Source organism: Actinophytocola xinjiangensis (genome assembly GCF_001921215.1).
GTDB classification, from domain to species: domain Bacteria; phylum Actinomycetota; class Actinomycetes; order Mycobacteriales; family Pseudonocardiaceae; genus Actinophytocola; species Actinophytocola xinjiangensis.
In genome coordinates this window covers 41,118-60,519 of the sequence record NZ_MSIF01000024.1, presented here as the reverse complement: position 1 = coordinate 60,519, position 19,402 = coordinate 41,118, and the positions used below count along the sequence as shown (strand labels likewise).

Here is a 19,402-nt window from a genome sequence, read left to right as displayed (position 1 = left end):
TCATGGCAGGTACAGCTCCGCGGTGGTGGCCAGCTCGTCCTGGCCGGGGGCGGCCGGCCCGGCCAGCGCCCGGCCGCCGGCCACCAGCACCCGGCCGTCGGCCAGGTCCACGGCCGGGGCGTCCCAGCGGCCGGTGTCCAGTGCGCCGGTCACCGTCCAGGTGCCGGTCGGGGGGTCGAACACGGCGGCGGCCCGGTACCCGGCGGTGGCGCCCGGCCGGCCGACCCCGCCGAGCACGACGGCGCCGCGCGGGGTGCGCACGCAGCGGTGGCCGCTGCGTCCGCCGCCGGGCAGGTCGGCGACCCTGGTCCACGCGCCGGTCGCCGGGTCGTACACCTCGGCGGTGGCGAGGGCCTCGACCCGGTACGGGACGGCCGGCACGGCGTCGCCGCCGGTGACCAGGACCCGGCCGTCGGGCAGCAGGGTCGCCTGGTGGCCGGCGCGCGGGTCGTGCAGGTCGCCGGTCGCGGTCCAGGTGCCGGTGGCCGGGTCGTACAGCTCGCAGAACGCCAGCGCCCGCTCCCCCGCCGAGCCCCCGACGACCAGCACCGTGCCGCTGTCGTCGAGGGCGACGGCGACGTGCCCGGTCCGGGCGTGGTTCAGCGGCCCGGTCGGGGTCGCGCTCAGCGTGGCCGGGTCGAGGAGTTCGGCCGCCGCGAGGGCCGCGCCCCGGCCGCCGGTACCGCCGGCGACCAGCAGCGTGCCGCCGGTGTAGGTGGCGGTGTGGCCGGCGCGCGCGGCGGTCAGCCCGGTCGCCGGGGTGGTCCAGGTGCCGGTGGCCGGGTCGAACACCTCGACCGAGGACAGTGGCGCGGCGGCGGTGCCCAGCCCGCCGGCGACCAGGACCCGGCCGCCGCTGATCCGGGTGGTGGTGTGCCGGCGGCGGGCGGTCGTCAGCGGGCCGGGGGCGGCGGTGCCGCCGGCCCAGGTCCTGGCCACCGGGTCGAACAGGGCGGTCGTGGTGACCGCGGCGCCGGTGGCGTCCGCGCCGCCGGCCAGCAGGACCGTGCCGCCGGTCAGCCGGACGGGGTCGGTGCCGGACACGGCGACCGGCGGCGACCCGGCGGCCGACCACCGGCCGGGTTCGGCGAGCTCACCGCCGCCGGTTTCGGCCTGGCGCAACACGTGCAGCTGCCCGGCCAGGGTCGGGTCGGCGGCGACCCAGTCGGCCAGGGCGTCCTCGGCGGAGGCCACGCTGCGGAAGCTCGACGAGGTCGCGCTGGCGGTGGCCGGCGGGAACGCCTGGAGGTTGTTGCGCAGGTGGGCCACGACGTAGCGGTCGCCGGTGATCCGCACGGTCTGCTCGGCGGCGAAGGGCTGGCGCTGCCGGGACTCCTGTTGGGACAGTGGGGATCGCGCGGTGCTGCTGCCGGCCAGCAGCTGGGTGAACACGGCCGGCGGCGGACTGTACAACCGGGACGGTCGGGTCGCCGCCGCCCGCACCCGGAACCCGCGCGCGGCGGGCGTCGACGGGGCCTCGGTGTCGATGATGGACAGTTCGTAGCGGGCGCTGCGGCGGACCACCCTGGGTGAGGCGAGGGCGCCGTCGGCGGCCACCAGCTCCACCCCGGCGTCCTGGTGTTCGTAGGCCGGCCGGGACAGCTTCGTCGCGTCGTCCATGTCCTGGAACTGGGCCATCGCGAACTGGTCGCCGGTCACCGACGCCTGGGCCAGGCCGCTGCCGGGCACCGGGGCGAGGGTGAACCGCTTGCCGTCGCTTGGCCGCTGCCCGCCGACGCGGTCCAGGCGCACGTCCAGCGGGATGGCCCGCTGCTGGACGAACAGGCTGCCCAGCGGGTGCAGCACGAGGTCACCGGGCGGGAGCTGGCGCAGGGTCACCAGCGGGTCGCCGCCGCCGGCCGGCAGCCGGGTCCGCCAGCCCTCGGTCTTGCGGACCTCCCCCTCCAGCAGGGCGAGCACCTCGACCGGCGGCAGGGTGGTGGTGCGCTGCTCGCCCCAGGTGATGTCGAAGTCGGCGGAGATCTCGAAGAACAGCAACGAGATCGAGCCCCGGCCGTGCGCCCGCCACGGCGAGATGCCCTCCAGCTGGAGGTACAGGTCGATGCTGAACAGGCCGACGCCGAAGGCCTTGAGCGACACCCCGGCGGAGATCTCCACGACGAACGAGAACGGCGAGAACCGGAACAGCGCGTCGAAACTGAGGTGGCCGGTCAGTCCGAAGTCGTCGAAACCCAGCCGCAGCTCGGCCTTCGCGCCGAACTGGGCGGTGTTGCTGGTGACCGCGAAGTAGCCGGACACCCGGATCAGCCGGCCGGGCGCGTTGAGGATGTCGATCGAGAGCCGGGGCGGCACCGGGAACGGCAGCGGCGGCGGCGTGTACGCGGGGTGGAACCCGCCGACCGTCAGCACGAAGTCGGGGTCGGCGCTCCAGTCGACGAGCAGGCCCATGCCGCCGTCGATGGTCAGGGTGAGAATGTGCGAGTCGAACAGTTTCGCGAAGAACCACAGCCGCGACCGGTCGACCTCCAGCGCGCCGACGAACTCGACCCGCAGCGCCAGCAGCGGCACGTCCTTGCTCGGCAGCACGCATTCGAGCACGCCGAGGATCGCGATGGTGCCCGGCGGGATCTCGACGATCACCCCGAGCGAGACGCTGACCAGGGTCGGTGTGCCCCAACCGATCTTGGCCATCGGGCCGACGAGGAAGGTGCCGTCCTCCGGCGGGAAGAACCTGCGCAGGTCGCTGATGATCCGGGGCGCGTTGGCCACCACGTCCTTGGGGAACATCACCGAGTCGATCGAGCCGGAGACCACGCCCTCGGTCAGCGCGTCGAGGTCCATCCGCCGGTTGAGCCCGAGGATGCCGCCGACGCCGAGCAGGGTGAACCCGAACCCGAGTTGCAGACCGGTGCCGAACTCGGCGGTGAGCACGATCAGCAGCGAGAAGCCCTGGGAGCCGTCGGGCATCCTGGTGGTGATCAGCCCGATCGCCTTGACCTGGACGAACCCCGCGAACGTCAGCTCCAGCGCGCCGGCGTACTCGCCGCGTTCCGGGTCCAGGTACAGGAAGCCGCCGCCGCTGACGATCCCGGCGTCGACCGACAGGCCCACCCCGGTCGGCGCCTTGAAGCCGAACGTGACGTCCAGCGGACCGAGGTTGCCGCCGCCGTCCGGGAACCGCAGCTGGGCCAGTAGACCGACGCGTTCGACGGCGGCGGTGAGCGGGCCGAGCGCGGCGGTGAGGTTGGCCGACAGCTCCAGCGGCACCCCGTCCGGCCCCGGTATGGCGACCAGCTGCAGCGCGGTGAGGTCGACCGGGCCGAGTTCGAGGTGCAGCGGGAGTTGGACCTGGAGCCCGGCGCCGCCGTGGAAACGCAGCCCGTGTTCGGGGTCGAACGCGAAGCCGACGGCGAACCCGGCCTCCAGCCGCGCGCCGCCGAGCAGGGTCGCCAGGAACCCGTCGGCCGAGCCGGCGTCGATCACCAGCTTCCCGCCGGTCAGCTCGCCGTCGATGGTGGGCACGCCGGTCAGCCGGCCGTCGGCGAACTCCAGGTCCAGGCCGGCGCGCACCTCGACGCCGCCGATCTCCAGCCGGCTCCCGCCGGCCACGCCGACCAGGACGATCGGCTCGGGCGGGGTGGCCAGCAGGGCCAGTTCGCCGCGCAGCGCGGCCGGGCCGTCCGGTGGGGTCAGCTCCAGCTGGAACGGTGGCCGCAGCGATCCGGTGGTGCCGGGCGGGATCAGGCCGGAGGCGGTCACGTGCAGGACCCAGTGCGGCGGCACGACGTCGACGGTGGTGTCGGCCTCGACGCCGATCGGCAGGACCACGCTGACCGCGAGGCCGTCGCCGTCGACGGTCAGGTCGACCGCCCAGGCCTCCAGCCGGGCCGGCTGCCCGCCGGTGGCCGGCTCGAACAGCACCGGCAGCCGGGCGGCCTCCAGCAGGTCACGCAGTGCCGCCAGCAGTTTCTCGCCGTCGAGCGCTCCGCCCCAGCCGTAGCGGCGGCCGAGCTGGCCGATCGGGTCGAGCAGCAGCCCCGGCAGCTGGTCGAGGCGCAGCTCGACGCGCTGGTGGTCCACGCCGGCGGGGTTGGCCGGGTCGGCGTCGACCCTGGTCACCTCGGCCAGGCCGAACAGTCCGAACACGCCGGTGAGCCGGCCGGCCGGGTCGGCGACGTGCAGCACCGCGAGGTCGAGGAGCTTGCGCGGCAGGTCGGCGACCAGGTCGGCGACCTGGTCGGCCGGCACGCCGGGCAGGGTCGGGCCGACCGTGCCGATGGCGCCGGCCAGTTGTTGGTAGGCCGGGCCGAGCTGGCCGCAGCGGGTGAGCAGTTCCGCGCCGCGTGCGAGGATCCCGGCGGTGTCGCCGGCGGTGACGGCGTCGCGCAGCGCGGTGGCGGTGGGTTCCAGCGCGCCGGTGGCGGTGGCCACGGCCTGCTGCGCGGCCTTCACCGTCGGGTTGGCCACCAGCGCCGGTGGGAACACGGTGCCCAGTTCGGCCAGCAGGTCGAGCAGCCGGTTGCCCGACAGGCGGTTGCCGAGGGCGCCGATCGCCCTGGCCAGTTCCAGTCCCAGCCGCTCCACGGTTCCCGCGCTGTCCACCATGGACGCTCCTCAGACCCTCGTGCCGTCGAACACGTCAAGCAGTTGCGGGTAGGTCAGGCCGGCCAGGTCGGGCAGGCGTGGGACCAGCCAGTCGAGCGCGGCCCGCAGTGCGGGGCTTCCCCGGCGGGCGAGTACCGCGTGCATCCTGGCCACGCAGTCGGCCACCGGCGCGTCGTTGACCGTGGCGGGGAACCGCGCGGTGGTCAGGGCGGCGGTGTCGGGCAGGCGGGCGAGTCGCTGGTGGACGGCGGAGGCGCCGCTGCGGTGCCAGGTGGTGAGCACCTGCCGGTCGTGGTTGACCAGGTCCACCACCTCCGGCCCGTGACGCAGCCAGAGCCGGACCAGCTCCTGACCGAACGGGCTCGCCGACAGGTCGGCGCGCACCCGGTCGCGGACCTCGTGCGGGCGGCGGGCGGCCTCGCCCGGGCCCTGGGCCAGTCCCTGGGCCACGGCGGCTGCGCTGGGCATGCGCACGGCGACCTGTTCGCCGTCGAGCAGCGCGGTCGCGTTCGGCGGCACGGTGCGGATGTCGTTCGGGCTGGTGGCCAGGACCGGGGTGACGTCGAACTTCGGGTCGAGCTGCTGGCGGAACCGGATCAGGATCGCACTCAGCGGCGCGACCAGCGTGGCGTTCACGAAGCCGTCGGTGCCGGGGAAGAACTCCTTGGCCTCGTAGGTCCCGATGCCGGTCAGCATGCCCATCACCCGGGTGTCGGGGGTGACCACGGCCGCGCCGGAGTCGCCCTCGACGGCGAAGTGCAGGCTGTCCGGGGCCGCGCCCTTCGGGATGTGCGGCACGACGACGAAGTGCGCGACCGGGTCCCCCGCACCGGGGTCGATGATGGACGAGACGACCCGCCCGCCGGTCTTCCCGGTGACGTTGCCGTACTTGCGGACCAGGTAGGTGTCCTTGTTCAGCTGGTCGACGGTGGGGTTGGGCGCGATGCCCGCCACCGGACCGAGGGCCTTGATGCCGCCGATGTACTTCGTGCCGGGTCGCAGCCGCACCAGCGCCATGTCCCGCCAGCTGTGGCCGAAGACCTCGCCCTGCACGAACTCGCCGAAGCCGTCGTCGCAGCAGTGTGAGCAGGAGCAGCTCCCGTTCGGGTCGACCTGCCCGACGATCGCCTTCTCGCGCACCGGGCCGGCCACCACCGTCTGGTCGGATCCGGTGCCGCTGAGCTTGCAGAGCACGTGGTAGCAGGTCAGCGCGTAGATCTTCTTGTTGGTGCCGGCGACGTCCTCCATCAGCAGGCCGATGGTGCCCCGGTGGGTCTCGTCGACCCGGCCGGAGATCGGGCCGCCGCCGGCGAGCACCGCGTCCTTGAACTGGGTGTCGATGTCCGGCGGTGGCTGCCGTTTGCCGTAACACTCGCCCGGTGCCGGGTCGGGCAGCGCGGCGTACCGCCGGTTGATCAGGGTGGCCACGTTGGTGGGGTGGCCTTCGATCTCGGCCGGAATCCGGTCCACTTTGTCCACTTCGGACAGTGGGCGTTTGTGGTCGACGTGGACCTGGATCGCGCCGACGCCCTGGGCGACGCCGCCCACCCGTTTCGGCCCGACGCCGACCGCGTTCACCCCGGGGATGCGCAGCAGCCGCTCGGTGGCGCGCGCGGCCGCCGCGTACAGCTCGGCGTCAGTGTCCATGGCGCACCGGCTCTCCCTCGGACTCGTCGGCCAGCGCGGCCAGCAGTTGCGGGTAGGTCAGGCCGGCGAGGTCGGGCAGCCGGCGCCGCAGCCGGTCCAGCGCCGCGCGCAGCGGTTCCCCGGCGGCGGCACGCAGCGCGTCGTGCAGCCGGTCGAGGCAGTGGCCCAGCGGCTGGCCGTTGACCGTCGCCGGGACCGTGAGGGTGCCGCCGTGCAGACCGCGCAGCAGCACCTGGTAGACGGCCGAGCCGCCGCTGCGGTGCCAGACGGCCGCCACCCGGCGGTCGGAGTTGACCAGCTGGCGCAGTTCGGTGGCGTGCGTGTGCCAGAACGCCAGCAGCGCGCGCCCGCCGGCGCTGCGTTCGAGGTCGGCGCCGAGCCGGTCGGCGCCGGCCGGCGGCGGCCCGGCGGCGGTGGTCACCGCGACCGGCTCGGGCACCGGGACCACCACCCGTTCCCCGTCGACCAGCGTGGTGACCGTCGGGCGGCCGGGCACGGTGTGCGAGTCGCCCGCTTCGGTGGCCGTGCCGACGGCCAGGGTCAGGCCCAGCCCGCCGAGCCGGGCGATGACCGTCGTGATCGGGAACGCCACGCCGAAGTAGACGTTCGGCGGCGGGTTGGGCAGCTCGGGGCGGAGCACTCCGGCGAGCGCGCGCCCGAAGTTGAGGCCCAGCACGCGGTTGGCGGTGTCCACCGTGACCGAACCGGAGTCGCCCTCGGCCAGGTAGTGGGTGTGCTCGCCGGCGGGGACCGCCGGGTTGGGGTGCGGCGCGAACACCAGCGCGTCGCGCGCCCACACCCGGACGGGGCCGCCGTCGGGCGGTGGGGCCGGGAACAGCACCTCGGTGTGTGCCGCGACGACGTAGCCGCCGGTCAGGCCGGTGCGCGCGCCGCGTTTGCGGACCAGGTAACTGCGGTCGGCAAGTTGCTGGTTGGTGGGCATCGGCGCGATGCCGGTGACCGCGACGTCGTCGTCGCCGGGGTCGCCGCTGGCCGGCACGCTGGCCTGGCGCAGGTCGTAGCAGTAGCTGGTGCCGCCGTCGACCCTGGCCACCGCCACGTCGCAGTCGGCGTCCTCGACGCCCCCGGCGTAACGGCCGAAGATGCCCTCGGAACACGTCGAGTGGGTCTTCAGGTCGTTCTGCCCGCACACCGTGGTGCCGACCTGCGGTTCGTGGGCCACGGTCAGGTCGTAGACCCGGTCGCCGTTGTAGCGCGGCAGGACGCTGGCGAGCACGTGGTGGCAGGTGAGGGCGTAGACCGCGTTGGGGTCGCCCACCGCGTGCAGCAGGCAGCCCAGCGTGCCGATGTTGCCCTCGACCAGGCTGCCGCGCATGGCGACGCCGCCGGTCAGCGGCCGGTGCCGGGCGTTGTCGACGAAGGTGTCGTCGGTGGCGGGGTAGACCGCGCCGAGCGGTTCGCCGGCCGGGCGGGGGTCGCGCATGACCAGGACGTCGGTCGGCACCCCGTCGACGTCCGGCGGGAGGACGTCTGCCGGGGCGAGTGCGGCCACCGGAACCTTCTCCCGGACGAAGACCGTGATGGCCGCCTGCCCGGTCGGTCGCCGCCGACGAGCTTCGCGCCCACCCCGACGCCGATTATTCCGGGCCGTCCGAGAAATTCCCGGGAGACCCGTTGTCGTAGATTTCTGATTTCCTCGGAGGCCACGGGATCACCTCGATGAACAAATGATCATCCAGCGGCTGCCGGGAATCGGCCTGCCGGTGCGGACAGCATCCTCGCCGGACGGACCGTCGTCAATCGACCGTCCGCAAAAGCCACCCTTTGGGGTCAACGACCGGTGCGCCGCTGCCCGTTCGGGCACGGCGGATCAGCAGCCCGGGAGATGTGACCCGCTCGGGCCGGCGCACATCATGAATCCGTATGCCGACGAGAGACTGGAGATCCCATGCCGTCCAGCTCCGCAGCCGCCACACCACCGATCGTCATCGACGCGCTGCTGTCCGAGTATCCGTTCCCCGGCTTTCTCGACCCGGTTCGGAAACGGGCGGCGGAATTCGAACGAGCCCATCCGGAGTACCGGATCAACGTCCGGGGCTGCTACTACGAGGACCTGCCGACCGAGGTGTCCCGGGAGACGCTGGCCGGCCGGCCACCGACCATCGCCTCCTACTACTCCGGCGCCTCCCAACAGGCCATCGACACGGTCACCGCCGACGGGCACCCGCTGTTCACCTCGGTGGCCCGGGAGATCGGCGGACGCACGGAGATCCTCGGGCACCCGGTCGTCGTCGACGACCTCGTCGACGCCTGCGACGACTTCTACCGCATCGGCGGGGAGATCGTCGCGGTCCCGCTCACGCTCTCGACCATGCTGCTCTACACCAACGCCTCGCTGCTGCGCGACGCCGGTGTGGCGGCCATTCCGTCCACGTGGGACGAGCTGACCTCGGCCTGCGAGGCGGTCGCCCGACTCGACGGCGGACCGGCCCACGCCATCACCTGGCCCAACGATGGCAAGCTGTTCCAGCAGGCGGTCGCCCAGCAGGGCGGGCTGCTGCTGGACAACGACAACGGCCGCGCCGGGCGGGCCACCACCGTCGACCTCACCACGCCCGAGCTGATGGCCTACGTCCAGTGGTGGCGCGACCTGCACCAGCGCGGGCTGTTCCTGCACACCGGCGGCCTGGAGGACTGGGTCGGCAGCGGCACGGCGTTCGTCGAACGCAAGGTCGCCTTCCGGGTCGGCTCCTCGTTCGAGAGCGGCTTCATGGGCCAGGCGGCCGCCGAGGCCGGGTTCGAGCTGGCGGTGAGCGTCCTGCCGCACAACGGGCGGGTCGCCCCGGCCGGCAACTGGGTCGGCGGTGACGCGCTGTGGCTGGCCGAGGGCCTCGACGCGGCCACCCGCGACGGTGCGCTGGCGTTCATCCAGTACCTGAACACCGCCGAGCACGCCGCCGAGTGGCACCGGACCATCGGCTCCACGCCGGTCACCAAGGGCGCGGTCGCGCTGCTGGAACGCGAGGGCTGGTTCGCCGAGCACCCCGTCCACCACGTGGCCACCCGCCAGCTGGACCGCACCGACCGGTCGCCGGGCGCCAGCACCCCGGTCTACCCCGGCTCGCACGGCATCCAGCGGGCCGTCATGGAGGCGATGGCCGACGTGCTGGAGCAGGGCGCCGAGCCGGGCGCGCGGTTCGCCAGGGCGAGTGCCGAGGCGCAGAAGGCACTCGACCACTACACCGCGACCTGTCTGGGTGAGGGTCCCCGCGACCCCGGCTGGACCGCCGTCGGTTCCTAGCCAGGACACCGGACGCCCGGCCGGGTTCTCCCGGCCGGGCGTTGGTCGTTCGGTCCCGGGGGTCAGCGCACCGGGCCCTCCACCGGGCGCCGCGCCGTCCGGTACAGGAACCACTGCACGGCCATCAGGTTGACCACCCAGCCGACCCAGCGCGCGCCCTCGGCGAAGTAGGTGAAGTCGAAGCTCAGCTCCAGGCCGAAGACCACCTTCGACGCGAACAGCGCCCACACGTTGTTCATCACCAGCGCGAAGCTGTACAGCATGTAGCGGCGGTGCATGGCGTAGCGGCCGTTGCGCACCGCCCAGTAGCCGACCACCGTGAAGACCACCCACAGCGTGGTGGACATCGTGACGCCGATCTTGCCGGGCGCCGGGGCGAACGGCATGATGACCAGCCCGCAGATGCCGGCGACGACCGACGCGCCGACGTAGAACCGGCCGCTGATCCGGTGTACGGCCGGGTGCTGGCGGCGCAGCCACGGCCACACCTGCAGGCACACCGTCAGCATGGCGATCGTGCCGAAGATCATGTGGACGATCAGCAGGGTGTAGTAGGGCGGGAAGCTGTCGTGCGGCGGGACCGGTGCCTGCGCCTCCGGGGTGCCGACGAACGGGTTGATCTGCAGGTACAGGAAGGCCGCGGTGATCACCCACAGCGGGATCATCCACGGCCGGCGCCACCACGGCGTCGCCGGTCGGGCGGTCACGGTCCGCTGGCGGGGTAACCCGCCGCCCGGCCGTTCGTCGGGGGCGGCCGGCGGGGTCCGCTCGATGTTCTGGGTCACGGGCTGCTCCTACGGTGTGAAGACGTGCGTCTCGTCGGGCGGCTGGGGTCCGTCGAGCAGGGCGTTGAAGCCCGCCACGATCGCGTCCGGGCCGCTGTGACGGTGCACGGTGAGCCAGCGCTCGGTGGAGGTGAGGAACCGGTCCTCGGCGGCGTGGTAGCGGGTGTAGAACCGCTCCTCGCCCTCCTCGGCGGCGGCCTGCTCCTCCACGATCGGGGTGAAGAAGATCTCCGGCTCCGGCTCGGTCAGCGGCGGGGGTTGCTGCTCGGACAGCGGGTGGGTGTAGCCGACGAGGGCGGTGTGCGCCAGTTCGCCGGGGAACCGGTCGTAGACGGCGGCCATCTTGCGGTGCTCGCCGGTGAAGTCGACGAACACGGCCGGCGCGTACACCGAGGCGGTGGTGAGGTCGGTGTAGCTGGAGACGGTGTCGTAGCAGCCGAGGGCCCGGACGAAGTCGACGTTGCGCGCGGAGGTGACGGCGTTGACCGGCAGGCGGGCGCGGCGGGCGATGAGCTCCTCGGCCAGGCCGATCGCGGTCTTGCTGGAGGCGCTGGTGACCAGGACGGACTTCGCGCCGCCCGCGGCCTGCCCGACGAGGAAGTCGGCGAGGTTGAACGAGGCGGGGAAGATCTGGCGGTAGACCACGCGCCGGTCATCGAGACCGTCGGGTTCGGCGACGCGCTGGAAGGTCCGGTACCAGGTGGGCATGAAGGCGATGTGCTGGGCGGTGTCGACGAACCCGCGCGTGGTGCGTTCGGGGGTGACGACGTGGTGGGTCGCGGCCGTGACCCAGCCGTAGTACCGCTCGCCGGCGGTGATGTCCGGGTGGCGGGAGTCCTCGACCCGGACGAAGCCCCAGACGGGGGTGCGGCCGTAGCCGTCCGGGGAGGGGAAGGCCTCCCAGAAGGGCAGCTCGCTGGCGCCCATCCTGGTGTAGGTGATGGTGTTCATGGTCATGGAGAACTTCTCGACCGCGAGCAGGACCTGACCGTCGGCCAGTCGCTGCCGTGGCGCGGGGCGGACCTCGCGGACCGCCAGGTCGTCCTTCCTGGTCAGCAGTTCCCAAGTGTCCACTGTGGTCATCAAGGCTCTCCTTTGGCGACCTTTCCGCGGCGAAGCCATCGTGGGCCGGACGAGACGCGGCGCACATCTCGCCGCGTGCGCGATTCCCGGTACCGGAGTTCGGCTCCGCACTGCCAAAGATGTTGCGAAGCCCGCCGACCCCGCACCCTGGTGACGCTGGGTAATCACGCGCGAGGCGAGGAGGTATCGGACCGTGACCGCTGACGTCCTACCGACCAAGGCCGGAAAACGGGAATGGGTCGGCCTCGCCGTCCTGGCGCTGACCGTGATGCTGGTGGCGTTCGACTTCTTCGTGCTGGTGCTGGCGCTGCCACACCTGAGCGCGGACCTCGGCGCCGACGGCATCGAACAACTGTGGATCATGGACATCTACGGCTTCCTCGTCGGTGGCTTCATGATCACCATGGGTGGCCTGGGTGACCGGATCGGCCGCCGAAAGCTGTTGCTGATCGGTGCGGCGGCCTTCGGAGCCGCTTCCCTGCTGGCCGCGTACTCCACGAGCCCGGAGATGCTGATCGTCGCCCGGGTCCTGCTGGGTGTCGCCGGTGCGACCCTGGCCCCGTCGACGTTGTCGTTGGTCAGCAACATGTTCCGCGACCCGAAGCAGCTGGGACTGGCGGTCGGCGTGTGGGCAGCGTCGTTCACCGCCGGCGCGATCCTGGGCCCGGTGGCCGGCGGGATCCTGCTGTCACAGTTCTGGTGGGGTTCGGTGTTCCTGATCGGCGTGCCGGTGATCGTGCTGCTGCTGGTGTTGGGCCCGGTGCTGCTGCCCGAGTACCGCAACCCGGAGGCCGGGCGCCTGGACCTGGTCAGTGCCGTGATGTCGTTGGCCGCGATCCTGCCGTGCATCTACGGAATCAAGGAGATCGCCAAGTACGGCCTCCAGCTGGTGCCGACCCTGGCCGTGATCGTCGGCGTGCTGTTCACGGTGCTGTTCATCCGCCGACAGCGACGGCTGGCGGATCCGCTGCTGGACGTGAACCTGTTCCGAATCCCGGACTTCCGCATCGGCATGGTGGGTCTGATCGCCTACGCCCTGCTCTCCGGCGGGGTGATGCTGCTGATGGCCCAGTGGTTCCAGTCCGTGGCCAACCTGTCCCCGCTCCAGGCCGGGCTGGCGTTGTTGCCCGGCATGGCCATGGCCACCGTGAGCTCGATGGTGGCCCCGATCCTGGCCCGCCGGATCCGACCGGCGGTGATCATCGGTGTCGGCCTGCTGGTGGTCGCGGTGATTCTGGTGCTGTTCACCCAGATCGGGCCGGAGACCTCACCCGGGGTGTTGGTGGTCGGCTGGAGCGTGTGGTGTCTGGGTGGCGGGCCCACGGTGGCGCTGGGCATGGGTCTGGTGCTCGGTGCGACGCCGCCGGACAAGGCCGGCGCCGCGGCGGCCATTCCCCAGGTGGGGAACGAGTTGGGGGCCGCCGTCGGGTTCGCGGTCATCGGAACCGTGGCGACGGTGGTGTACCGGGGGGAGATGAGTGGAGCGTCGCCGGAGGAGGTTCGGGAGAGTGTGGCCAGTGCGGTGACGGTCGCTGACCGGGTGCCGGAGACCGTTCTCGAGTCGGCCCGGGGGGCGTTCACCGAGGGGCTTCAGGTCGCCAGTGGGATCGCTGGGGTGCTGTTGGCCGCCGTCGCTGTGTTGATCATGGTGAGGTTGCGGCATGTCGGGCCGTTGGGTTCGTCGTCCTCGTCGTCTTCGGAGTCTTCGGTGGCTGCCTGAGGGTTGGGGTTCTTCACGACCAGGTTCGGGGTTGGCGGTCCGCCGCCAACCCCGAACCTGTCGTGACACCAGGAAAAAGCCGCTGCCCGCCTTGCGGCGGGCAGCGGCGTGCAGACCCCTAACCGATCCGTGACAGGACCACCGGGAGCCCGTCCTTGGGCGCGGGAGGACCGGACCAGTCGGTCCGCAACCGGTATCCCTCCGGCAGGCGCCACGAGAAGTTCCGGACCAGTTGGTGCATCACGGCCTTGATCTGCAGACTGGCGAAGTGCAACCCGATGCACTTGTGCACTCCCCCGCCGAACGGCGTCCACGCGAACCGGTGGCTCTTGTCCTCCCGCCGGTCGGCGGCGAACCGGCCGGGGTCCCAGGTCATCGGGTCCGGCCAGTACTCCTCCATGTGGTGGTTGAACAGCACCGACACGCTCACCGCCGTCCCGGCCGGGATGAAGTGGCCGTGGACCTCCGTGTCCTTCACCGTGCGCCGGGCCAGTTCGCTGATCGGCGGGAAGCGGCGCACCGACTCCTTCATCACCATGTCGCAGGTGGCCAGTTGGTCCAGGTCCTTCAGGTCCAGCTGTTCGTCCAGGGACAGCGACTCCTCGCGGAGGCGGTCCTGCCACTCGGGGTGCCGGCCCAGGAAGTAGATCATCGACGACAGGGCGCTGGTCGTGGTCTCGTGCGCGGCCATCATCAGGAAGATGATCTGGTTGACCAGGTCCTCCTCCGACAGGCCATGACCCTGCTCGTCACGGGAGTGGCACAGGGCGCTGAACACGTCGTCCCCGTCGCCGGCGTGTTTGGCGGGGATCTGGCTGGCCGTGTACTCCTCCAGGAGGCGTCGTCCGCGCAGCGCCTTGCTCCACTGGGTGCCGGGCAGCGGCAACCGCATCATCGTGTACGGGCCGCGGACCGTGTTGACGAACGCCTCGCCGACCCGGGCGGCGTCCCCGGGGTTCCCGATGTCCAGGAAGGTCCCGGTCGACACGTTCAGCAGCGTGTCGTGGACCGCTTCCCGTGCCAGGAAACGGGCGCCTGGCCGCCAGCCCCGCACGTCCCGGGTGATACCGGTCTGCATGCGGCGAAGGTAGCCGCCGAGACGCTCCGGGGAGAACGTGTTCTGCATCAGCCTGCGCCGATGCAGGTGTTCCTCGAAGTCCAGCAGGAGCACGCCCTTCGGGAAGAACGTGCCGAGGATCGGCTCCCAGCCCTGACCGAACGCCTTGTCCCGATTGATCGCCACCAGTTCGGCCGCGTCCGGACCCAACAGGCCCACCTGGCGCATGCCGAACGCCTGGAACCAGTTCACCGGACCGTGGCGTTCGTACTGTTCCTGACGCAACCCCAACGGGTCGCGCATCATCTTGCCGGACACGCCGAGGACCGGTAGGCCGCGTTCACCGGGGATCGGTTTGGCGGTGACCCCCGACGGCACGGGGGCGAACGACATGCTGACCACGTTATCTCCTCAGTCCGGTGTGGACACCGACTCCTTGAGCACCTGGAGGTACCTGGCCACCAGGCCCCCCACGGTGCTCGCCTCGAAACGGTTGCTGTTGAACTGCAACTGGCCCATCATCTCGTTGGTCGTCGGGTCGATGTCGAGCGTCCACAGTGCACCGTCGGGGATGTCGGTACTCACCGACGCTGGCAGCAGACGCCGGCGGATCTCGGAGTACTCCAGGTCCCCCACCCGCTGGGCCGACATCACGAACGGGAACTGGAACACCTGGAACGCGAACACCTGGGAGTCCTCGGCGAAGAACGCCTGGGCCAGGTCCGGAACATCACCCATGATCATCGGGAACGGGATCGCGTGCGAGAACGCCCCCAGGCACGTCCGGCGCACCCGCTCGACCACCTCGCGGAAGCTCTCGCACCCGGCCAGCGACGTCCGCAGCGCGATGAAGTTGAAGAACGAGCCCACCGTGTTCTCGAAGCGCGACTGGCCCCGGCCCGACATCATCGTGGTCACCGTGATGTCGGTCTCGCCGGTCAGCTCCCGCAGCATCACCTTGTAGGCGGCCAACAGCACCATGAACGGCGAACTGCGCGTCGCCCGCGCCAGCTCCAGGGTCGCGGTCGTCACGTCCGTCCCGACCAGGTACCGCTCCACCGACGTGTTCTTCGGCAGGTTCGCCGACCGGGAGAAGTCGCTGGGCGTCGGGATCAGCTTCGCGCCGTCGAGGGTCTCGCGCCAGTACGCGCGGGAACGTTCCAGGGACTCGCCGGCCATGGCGGCCCGCTCCCACGTCGCGTACTCGCGGTACTGCACCACCGGCGGCAGTTCCGGCTCCCGGCCGGCCGACCGCGCGGCGTAGTACTCCGCCAGCTCCTTGATGATCACCTGCATCGACCACACGTCGGCCGAGATGTGTTGGGCGATGAGGACGAGTACCGAGTCGCCGTCGTCGAAACGGCCGAGGACGCCGCGCAGCATCGGCGCCCGCGCGAAGCTGTACTCGCTCGCCTCGATCTCGATCAGCAGTTCCTCCGCCGCCCGGTCCCTGGCCGACACCTCGGTGCCGGTCAGGTCGCGGATCTCCAGCTCCGGCTGGCTGGGCGCGAACAGCTCCGGGTGCCGGGACTGCTCGTCGCGCACCAGCACGGTGCGCAGGATCTCGTGGCGGGTGACCACGTCGGCCAGCGCGGCGCGCAGCGTCGCGACGTCGATCCCGCCGCGCACCCGCCAGCCGTACACGACGTGGTAGCGGGGACCGAACGGGCCCTGCTGGTCACCCTGGTCGAACATGACCATGAAATCCTGGCTGAATGAGAGCGGGATCGGGTCCGCTGACTCGGTACTCATCGCTCACCGTCCGATTTCTCTGGAATTCACGTCAACTGGCGATCGGGCTGCTCTGGTGGGAGATCAGCGACAACGTGCCGTCGGTGCCGCGAACCACCACCCACACCGCGCGAATCCGGCGTTCCGGGGCGATCTCGGTTTCGCCCGGCAGCACGATTCCGCCCTCGGTGATCGCGATCGCGACCCCGGGGGCGAGGAATTTCACGTCGAGCGGAACACCCGTCACCCGAGCACCGGCCAGACCACCCTCGAACGCCCGGCGCAGGTACTCCCGGATCTCCTCGCGGCTGGTGAGCTGGTTGTCCTGGAGCAGCACGCTGCCGTTCTCGGTGAACGTGTCGGCGAACGCGTCCGGGTCGTTGGTCGCCCAGGCGTGGGTGATCCGCTGCGGGATCGTCAGCACCGCCTTCTCGTCCTCGCCGGTGAACTCGCCGTAGAACCCGGTGTCCTCGGGCACCCCCAGCGCCGCGAGGTGCGCCGAGGCCGCACCCCAGGACGTGTCGGTGGCGCTCACCAGCGCAGCGTGGCCCCGGCACCACGCGGGCTGTTCTGGTAGACGGCCAGCTGCCACTGGTCCTCCGAGCGCACGACGACCCAGGTCGAGCGCACGGCCATCGCCGGATCGATCTCGGTCTGGCCGGGGCCGAGGATGCCGCCGTGGGTGCGCAGCAGCGCCGCGTCCTCGGAGACGAAACGGACGTCGACGACCTTGCCGACGACCCGGCTGCCCTTGAACGGGCCGGCGTAGGCGGCGGTCATGAAGGCCTGGATCTCGTCACGGCTTTTCTTGAGCACGTCACCGGGCAGGATCAGGATCCCGTCCTTGGTGAACACGCTCGCGACGGCTTCGGCGTCCCAGCTCGCCCACGAGGTCACCAGACGCAGCGGGATGCTGAGGACCTCCTTCTCCCGCTCGCTGGTGAAGGAACCGTAGAACTCGTCGAGGAACTCGCCGTGGTAGCCAGCCTGCTCGGCCGCGGCTTCGACTTCGGTGCTTGGTGTGACCACGCTGACTCCTTAGTCGAGATCGAATCGAACCGTGCCATCCAATTTCCATCGCCTGTGCGCGGGAGATATCGTCACATAATTCCGGTGGTCAACCCATCTCCACCAGTGCTGAACATTTGCGATAAATAATCAAGAAATCCCGCACCGCACAAGATGGCGAACCATGATGGCGCACGGGACCATGACGTCTGGACAATGGCCACATCCGCACACTCCAGGGAGGCTCGAATGTCCGAGTACAATGGCGAGAAGTCCGCGGTTCTCGCCGCCCTGCGGCGCGCCGGGACGGCATGGGACGACAACGACGCCGACGCCTTCGCCGACGGATTCGTCGAGAACGGCAGCATTCTGTTCGACGACGACCAGCTCACCGACCGGGAGGCCATCCGCGACTACCTGCGCGACGCGTTCGCCGGCCGGTTCGGTGGCACGCGCCTGGTGCAGGACCCGATCGAGGTCAAGGTCCTCACCCCCGACGTCGCCGTCGTGATCACCGACGGCGGTGTGCTGCCGCCCGGCGAGACCGATCTGGGGAAGTACGGTGCGGTGCGTGCCACGTGGGTCTCGGTGCGCCACGACGGCCAGTGGCGGCTGTTCTCCCAGCAGACCAGCCCGGTCGCGGGCTGACGGCGATGACAGCGACACAGCCGGCGACACAGCCGAGACGGCGCGCGGTCACGACCTTCCGGGACCGTCCGGTCACCCTGGTCGGTCCCGAGATCCGGGTCGGCGACCGGGCACCGGACTTCACGGTCGTGGCCACCGACATGTCCACGGTGACGTTCTCCTCGTTGGGCGGAGCGGTGCGGGTGATCTCCGCCGTGCCGTCGCTGGACACACCGGTGTGCGACGCGCAGACCCGCCGGTTCAACCAGGTCGTCGCCGAGCACGGCGAGATCCCGGTACTGACCGTGTCGGTGGACCTGCCCACGGCCCAGGCGCGGTGGTGCGGCGCCGCCGGCCTCGACCACGTCCGCACGCTGTCCGACCACCGTGACCTGTCCTTCGGGCTGGCCTACGGGGTCCTCATCGAGGAACTGCGGCTGCTGGCCAGGGCCGTGTTCGTGGTGGACGCCGACGACACGGTGGTGCACGCCGAGTACGTGCCGACCATCGAGGCCCAGCCCGACTACGACCGGGTCGTGCGGGCCGCCTGGAACGCCGGCTGAGGAGCACACGGTGAAGGCGCCCCTCGCGAGGGGCGCCTTCGTCACGTCGCCGGGGCTCAGTGCTCGACGCCCAGCTTCACCCTGGCGTACTCGCGGACCGCCATGGCGTTGAGGAAGATGGCGATGCCGCCGTGGCTCATCACCGTCGACAGGTCGCGCCAGTGCCGCTCGATCCGCTCGCCGGTGCGCACCGCGCTCGACCCGGCCGTCGGGAACGCGTAGTGCTCCACCGCCCGCCACGCCAGCCGCACGACCTCCCGCACGACCGACGCCAGGTGCAGTTCCCGTTCCCGGGTGAACGCCGCCGGGCCCTCCTCGCACATCCGCTGCCACTCGTGGATCGTGTTCATGATCGCGGCCTCGGCCGTGGCGATCAGACCGCTCGCCTCGCCGTACCAGTACTGGAAGTCCGGGTCCTCGGTGCGCGGGACGATCGGCGGGAACAGGGTGTTGCGGCTGCGCATCAGGTCCTCGTAGGCGTCCACCGCGCCCTTGGCGATGCCCACGGCCAGCGCGCCGGACTCGACCACCATGAAGCTCATCGGCCCGCCGCCGTACATCGGGTTGCCGTGCAGTGCGGCGCCCGGGGTGCCGTCGGTGACCGACAGCAGGCTCAGGTGGGTGTCCATGGCGTAGTGCGCCGGGATGTGACCGTTCTCGATGGTGATGCTGTGCGAGCCGCTGCCCTTCAGGCCCATCAGCGCGCCCCAGTCGTCCAGCCGCCGCCACTGGTCGCGCGGCGCGATGAACATCATCGGCACCGGCTCGGCGCCCTCTTCGGGTGTCACCAGGACGTGGCCGAGGAAGTGCGAGGCGTAGGGCGAGCCGGAGCAGTAGCTCCAGGTGCCGTTGATGGTCCAGCCGCCGTCCGGCGCGCGCACGGCCGTGCCGGCCGGCAGCACCGTCGCGGGGCAGATGAAGTCACCGCCGGCGAACACCTCGTCCTGCACCCGCTCATCGAACAGGGTCGCCACCGCCAGCGCGTGCGCCGCACCCAGCGTGTACATCCAGCCGGTGGACGGGCAGCCCCGGCACAGCGCCATCGAGACGCGGATGAACGTGTCCACACCGAACTCGTAGCCGCCGTAGCGGCGGGGGACGAGGATGCGGTAGAAGCCGGCCTCGCGGAAACGTTCGTGCACGTCGAGGCCGTAGAAGGTGCGCTCCTCGACCTCGTGCTGGCGGGGAACCAGCGTGGCCGCGATGGTCTCGGCGCGGGCGATGACCTCCTCGGGCGTGAGGCCCGGCTCGGGCGGCTGGGGGTGACCGAACTCCGGAACGATCGCGGGGACTGCCATCACGCGTGTCCTTTGGTCCAGGGGCGGATGGCGGCGGCGCCGGTCGGACGGCCGT

The 19,402-nt window shown here is 71.4% G+C and carries 14 protein-coding genes; 4 read left to right on the top strand and 10 right to left on the bottom strand.

Translation table 11 applies throughout. The annotated features are described in order from the left end of the window. Genes BLA60_RS33675 through BLA60_RS33665 form a run of 3 tightly spaced genes read right to left on the bottom strand, consistent with a single transcriptional unit; the run spans position 1 to position 7,726 of the window. Positions 1 to 4,566 carry a DUF6603 domain-containing protein gene (locus BLA60_RS33675; RefSeq protein ID WP_084735641.1) on the bottom strand — a complete coding sequence of 1,522 codons (4,566 nt, stop codon included), beginning with the start codon at positions 4,564 to 4,566 and terminating at the stop codon, positions 1 to 3. A 9-nt stretch (positions 4,567 to 4,575) separates the two neighbouring features. Further along, positions 4,576 to 6,213, bottom strand: coding sequence for a hypothetical protein (locus BLA60_RS45000; protein WP_075137091.1), 1,638 nt, complete (start codon positions 6,211 to 6,213; stop codon positions 4,576 to 4,578). Then, positions 6,203 to 7,726, bottom strand: a complete 1,524-nt coding sequence (locus tag BLA60_RS33665; RefSeq protein ID WP_075137090.1) for a hypothetical protein — start codon at positions 7,724 to 7,726, stop codon at positions 6,203 to 6,205. The genes BLA60_RS45000 and BLA60_RS33665 overlap by 11 nt, the downstream gene beginning before the upstream one ends. 396 nt (positions 7,727 to 8,122) lie before the next feature. Between BLA60_RS33665 and BLA60_RS33660 the strand changes: the two genes are divergently transcribed. Next, complete coding sequence (locus tag BLA60_RS33660) at positions 8,123 to 9,475, top strand: extracellular solute-binding protein (RefSeq protein ID WP_075137089.1); 1,353 nt, start codon at positions 8,123 to 8,125, stop codon at positions 9,473 to 9,475. 62 nt (positions 9,476 to 9,537) lie between these two features. Here BLA60_RS33660 and BLA60_RS33655 read toward each other — a convergent pair whose 3' ends face one another. Beyond that, positions 9,538 to 10,260: a DUF2306 domain-containing protein gene (locus BLA60_RS33655; protein ID WP_084735638.1), complete on the bottom strand. Its 723-nt coding sequence runs from the start codon at positions 10,258 to 10,260 to the stop codon at positions 9,538 to 9,540. Positions 10,261 to 10,269: 9 nt separating this feature from the next. After that, complete coding sequence (locus BLA60_RS33650; protein ID WP_075137088.1) at positions 10,270 to 11,343, bottom strand: DUF2855 family protein; 1,074 nt, start codon at positions 11,341 to 11,343, stop codon at positions 10,270 to 10,272. A 193-nt stretch (positions 11,344 to 11,536) separates the two neighbouring features. Between BLA60_RS33650 and BLA60_RS33645 the strand changes: the two genes are divergently transcribed. Further along, entirely contained in the window at positions 11,537 to 13,063 is a 1,527-nt protein-coding gene (locus BLA60_RS33645; RefSeq protein ID WP_075137087.1) for an MFS transporter, read from the top strand. A 118-nt stretch (positions 13,064 to 13,181) separates the two neighbouring features. On the opposite strand, the gene BLA60_RS33640 is transcribed toward BLA60_RS33645, so the two are convergent. From BLA60_RS33640 to BLA60_RS33625, 4 genes are read right to left on the bottom strand one after another with little or no spacing between them, the layout of a single operon-like run. Further along, entirely contained in the window at positions 13,182 to 14,513 is a 1,332-nt protein-coding gene (locus BLA60_RS33640) for a cytochrome P450 (protein ID WP_075137154.1), read from the bottom strand. A gap of 18 nt (positions 14,514 to 14,531) precedes the next feature. After that, positions 14,532 to 15,872, bottom strand: coding sequence for a condensation domain-containing protein (locus BLA60_RS33635; RefSeq protein ID WP_075137086.1), 1,341 nt, complete (start codon positions 15,870 to 15,872; stop codon positions 14,532 to 14,534). A gap of 31 nt (positions 15,873 to 15,903) precedes the next feature. Beyond that, a complete protein-coding gene (locus BLA60_RS33630) occupies positions 15,904 to 16,386 on the bottom strand; it encodes an SgcJ/EcaC family oxidoreductase (RefSeq protein ID WP_084735630.1) in 483 nt (160 codons plus the stop codon). After that, positions 16,383 to 16,880 carry an SgcJ/EcaC family oxidoreductase gene (locus BLA60_RS33625; RefSeq protein WP_075137085.1) on the bottom strand — a complete coding sequence of 166 codons (498 nt, stop codon included), beginning with the start codon at positions 16,878 to 16,880 and terminating at the stop codon, positions 16,383 to 16,385. Before BLA60_RS33625 ends, BLA60_RS33630 begins: the two co-directional genes overlap by 4 nt. A 228-nt stretch (positions 16,881 to 17,108) precedes the next feature. Between BLA60_RS33625 and BLA60_RS33620 the strand changes: the two genes are divergently transcribed. Next, complete coding sequence (locus tag BLA60_RS33620) at positions 17,109 to 17,507, top strand: SgcJ/EcaC family oxidoreductase (protein ID WP_162293046.1); 399 nt, start codon at positions 17,109 to 17,111, stop codon at positions 17,505 to 17,507. Positions 17,508 to 17,512: 5 nt separating this feature from the next. Continuing rightward, entirely contained in the window at positions 17,513 to 18,049 is a 537-nt protein-coding gene (gene tpx / locus BLA60_RS33615; protein WP_075137083.1) for a thiol peroxidase, read from the top strand. A gap of 56 nt (positions 18,050 to 18,105) precedes the next feature. Here tpx and BLA60_RS33610 read toward each other — a convergent pair whose 3' ends face one another. Further along, complete coding sequence (locus tag BLA60_RS33610; protein WP_075137082.1) at positions 18,106 to 19,347, bottom strand: acyl-CoA dehydrogenase family protein; 1,242 nt, start codon at positions 19,345 to 19,347, stop codon at positions 18,106 to 18,108. Between the last annotated feature and the right edge of the window lie 55 nt (positions 19,348 to 19,402).

Bases quoted from the DNA above. Each gene is read 5' to 3' on its own strand.
- BLA60_RS33675 (WP_084735641.1), bottom strand. From the start codon at position 4,566: ATGGTGGACAGCGCGGGAACCGTGGAGCGGCTGGGACTGGAACTGGCC.
- BLA60_RS45000 (WP_075137091.1), bottom strand. From the start codon at position 6,213: ATGGACACTGACGCCGAGCTGTACGCGGCGGCCGCGCGCGCCACCGAG.
- BLA60_RS33660 (WP_075137089.1), top strand. From the start codon at position 8,123: ATGCCGTCCAGCTCCGCAGCCGCCACACCACCGATCGTCATCGACGCG.
- BLA60_RS33650 (WP_075137088.1), bottom strand. From the start codon at position 11,343: ATGACCACAGTGGACACTTGGGAACTGCTGACCAGGAAGGACGACCTG.
- BLA60_RS33640 (WP_075137154.1), bottom strand. From the start codon at position 14,513: ATGTCGTTCGCCCCCGTGCCGTCGGGGGTCACCGCCAAACCGATCCCC.
- BLA60_RS33635 (WP_075137086.1), bottom strand. From the start codon at position 15,872: ATGAGTACCGAGTCAGCGGACCCGATCCCGCTCTCATTCAGCCAGGAT.
- BLA60_RS33620 (WP_162293046.1), top strand. From the start codon at position 17,109: ATGTCCGAGTACAATGGCGAGAAGTCCGCGGTTCTCGCCGCCCTGCGG.
- tpx (WP_075137083.1), top strand. From the start codon at position 17,513: ATGACAGCGACACAGCCGGCGACACAGCCGAGACGGCGCGCGGTCACG.
- BLA60_RS33610 (WP_075137082.1), bottom strand. From the start codon at position 19,347: ATGGCAGTCCCCGCGATCGTTCCGGAGTTCGGTCACCCCCAGCCGCCC.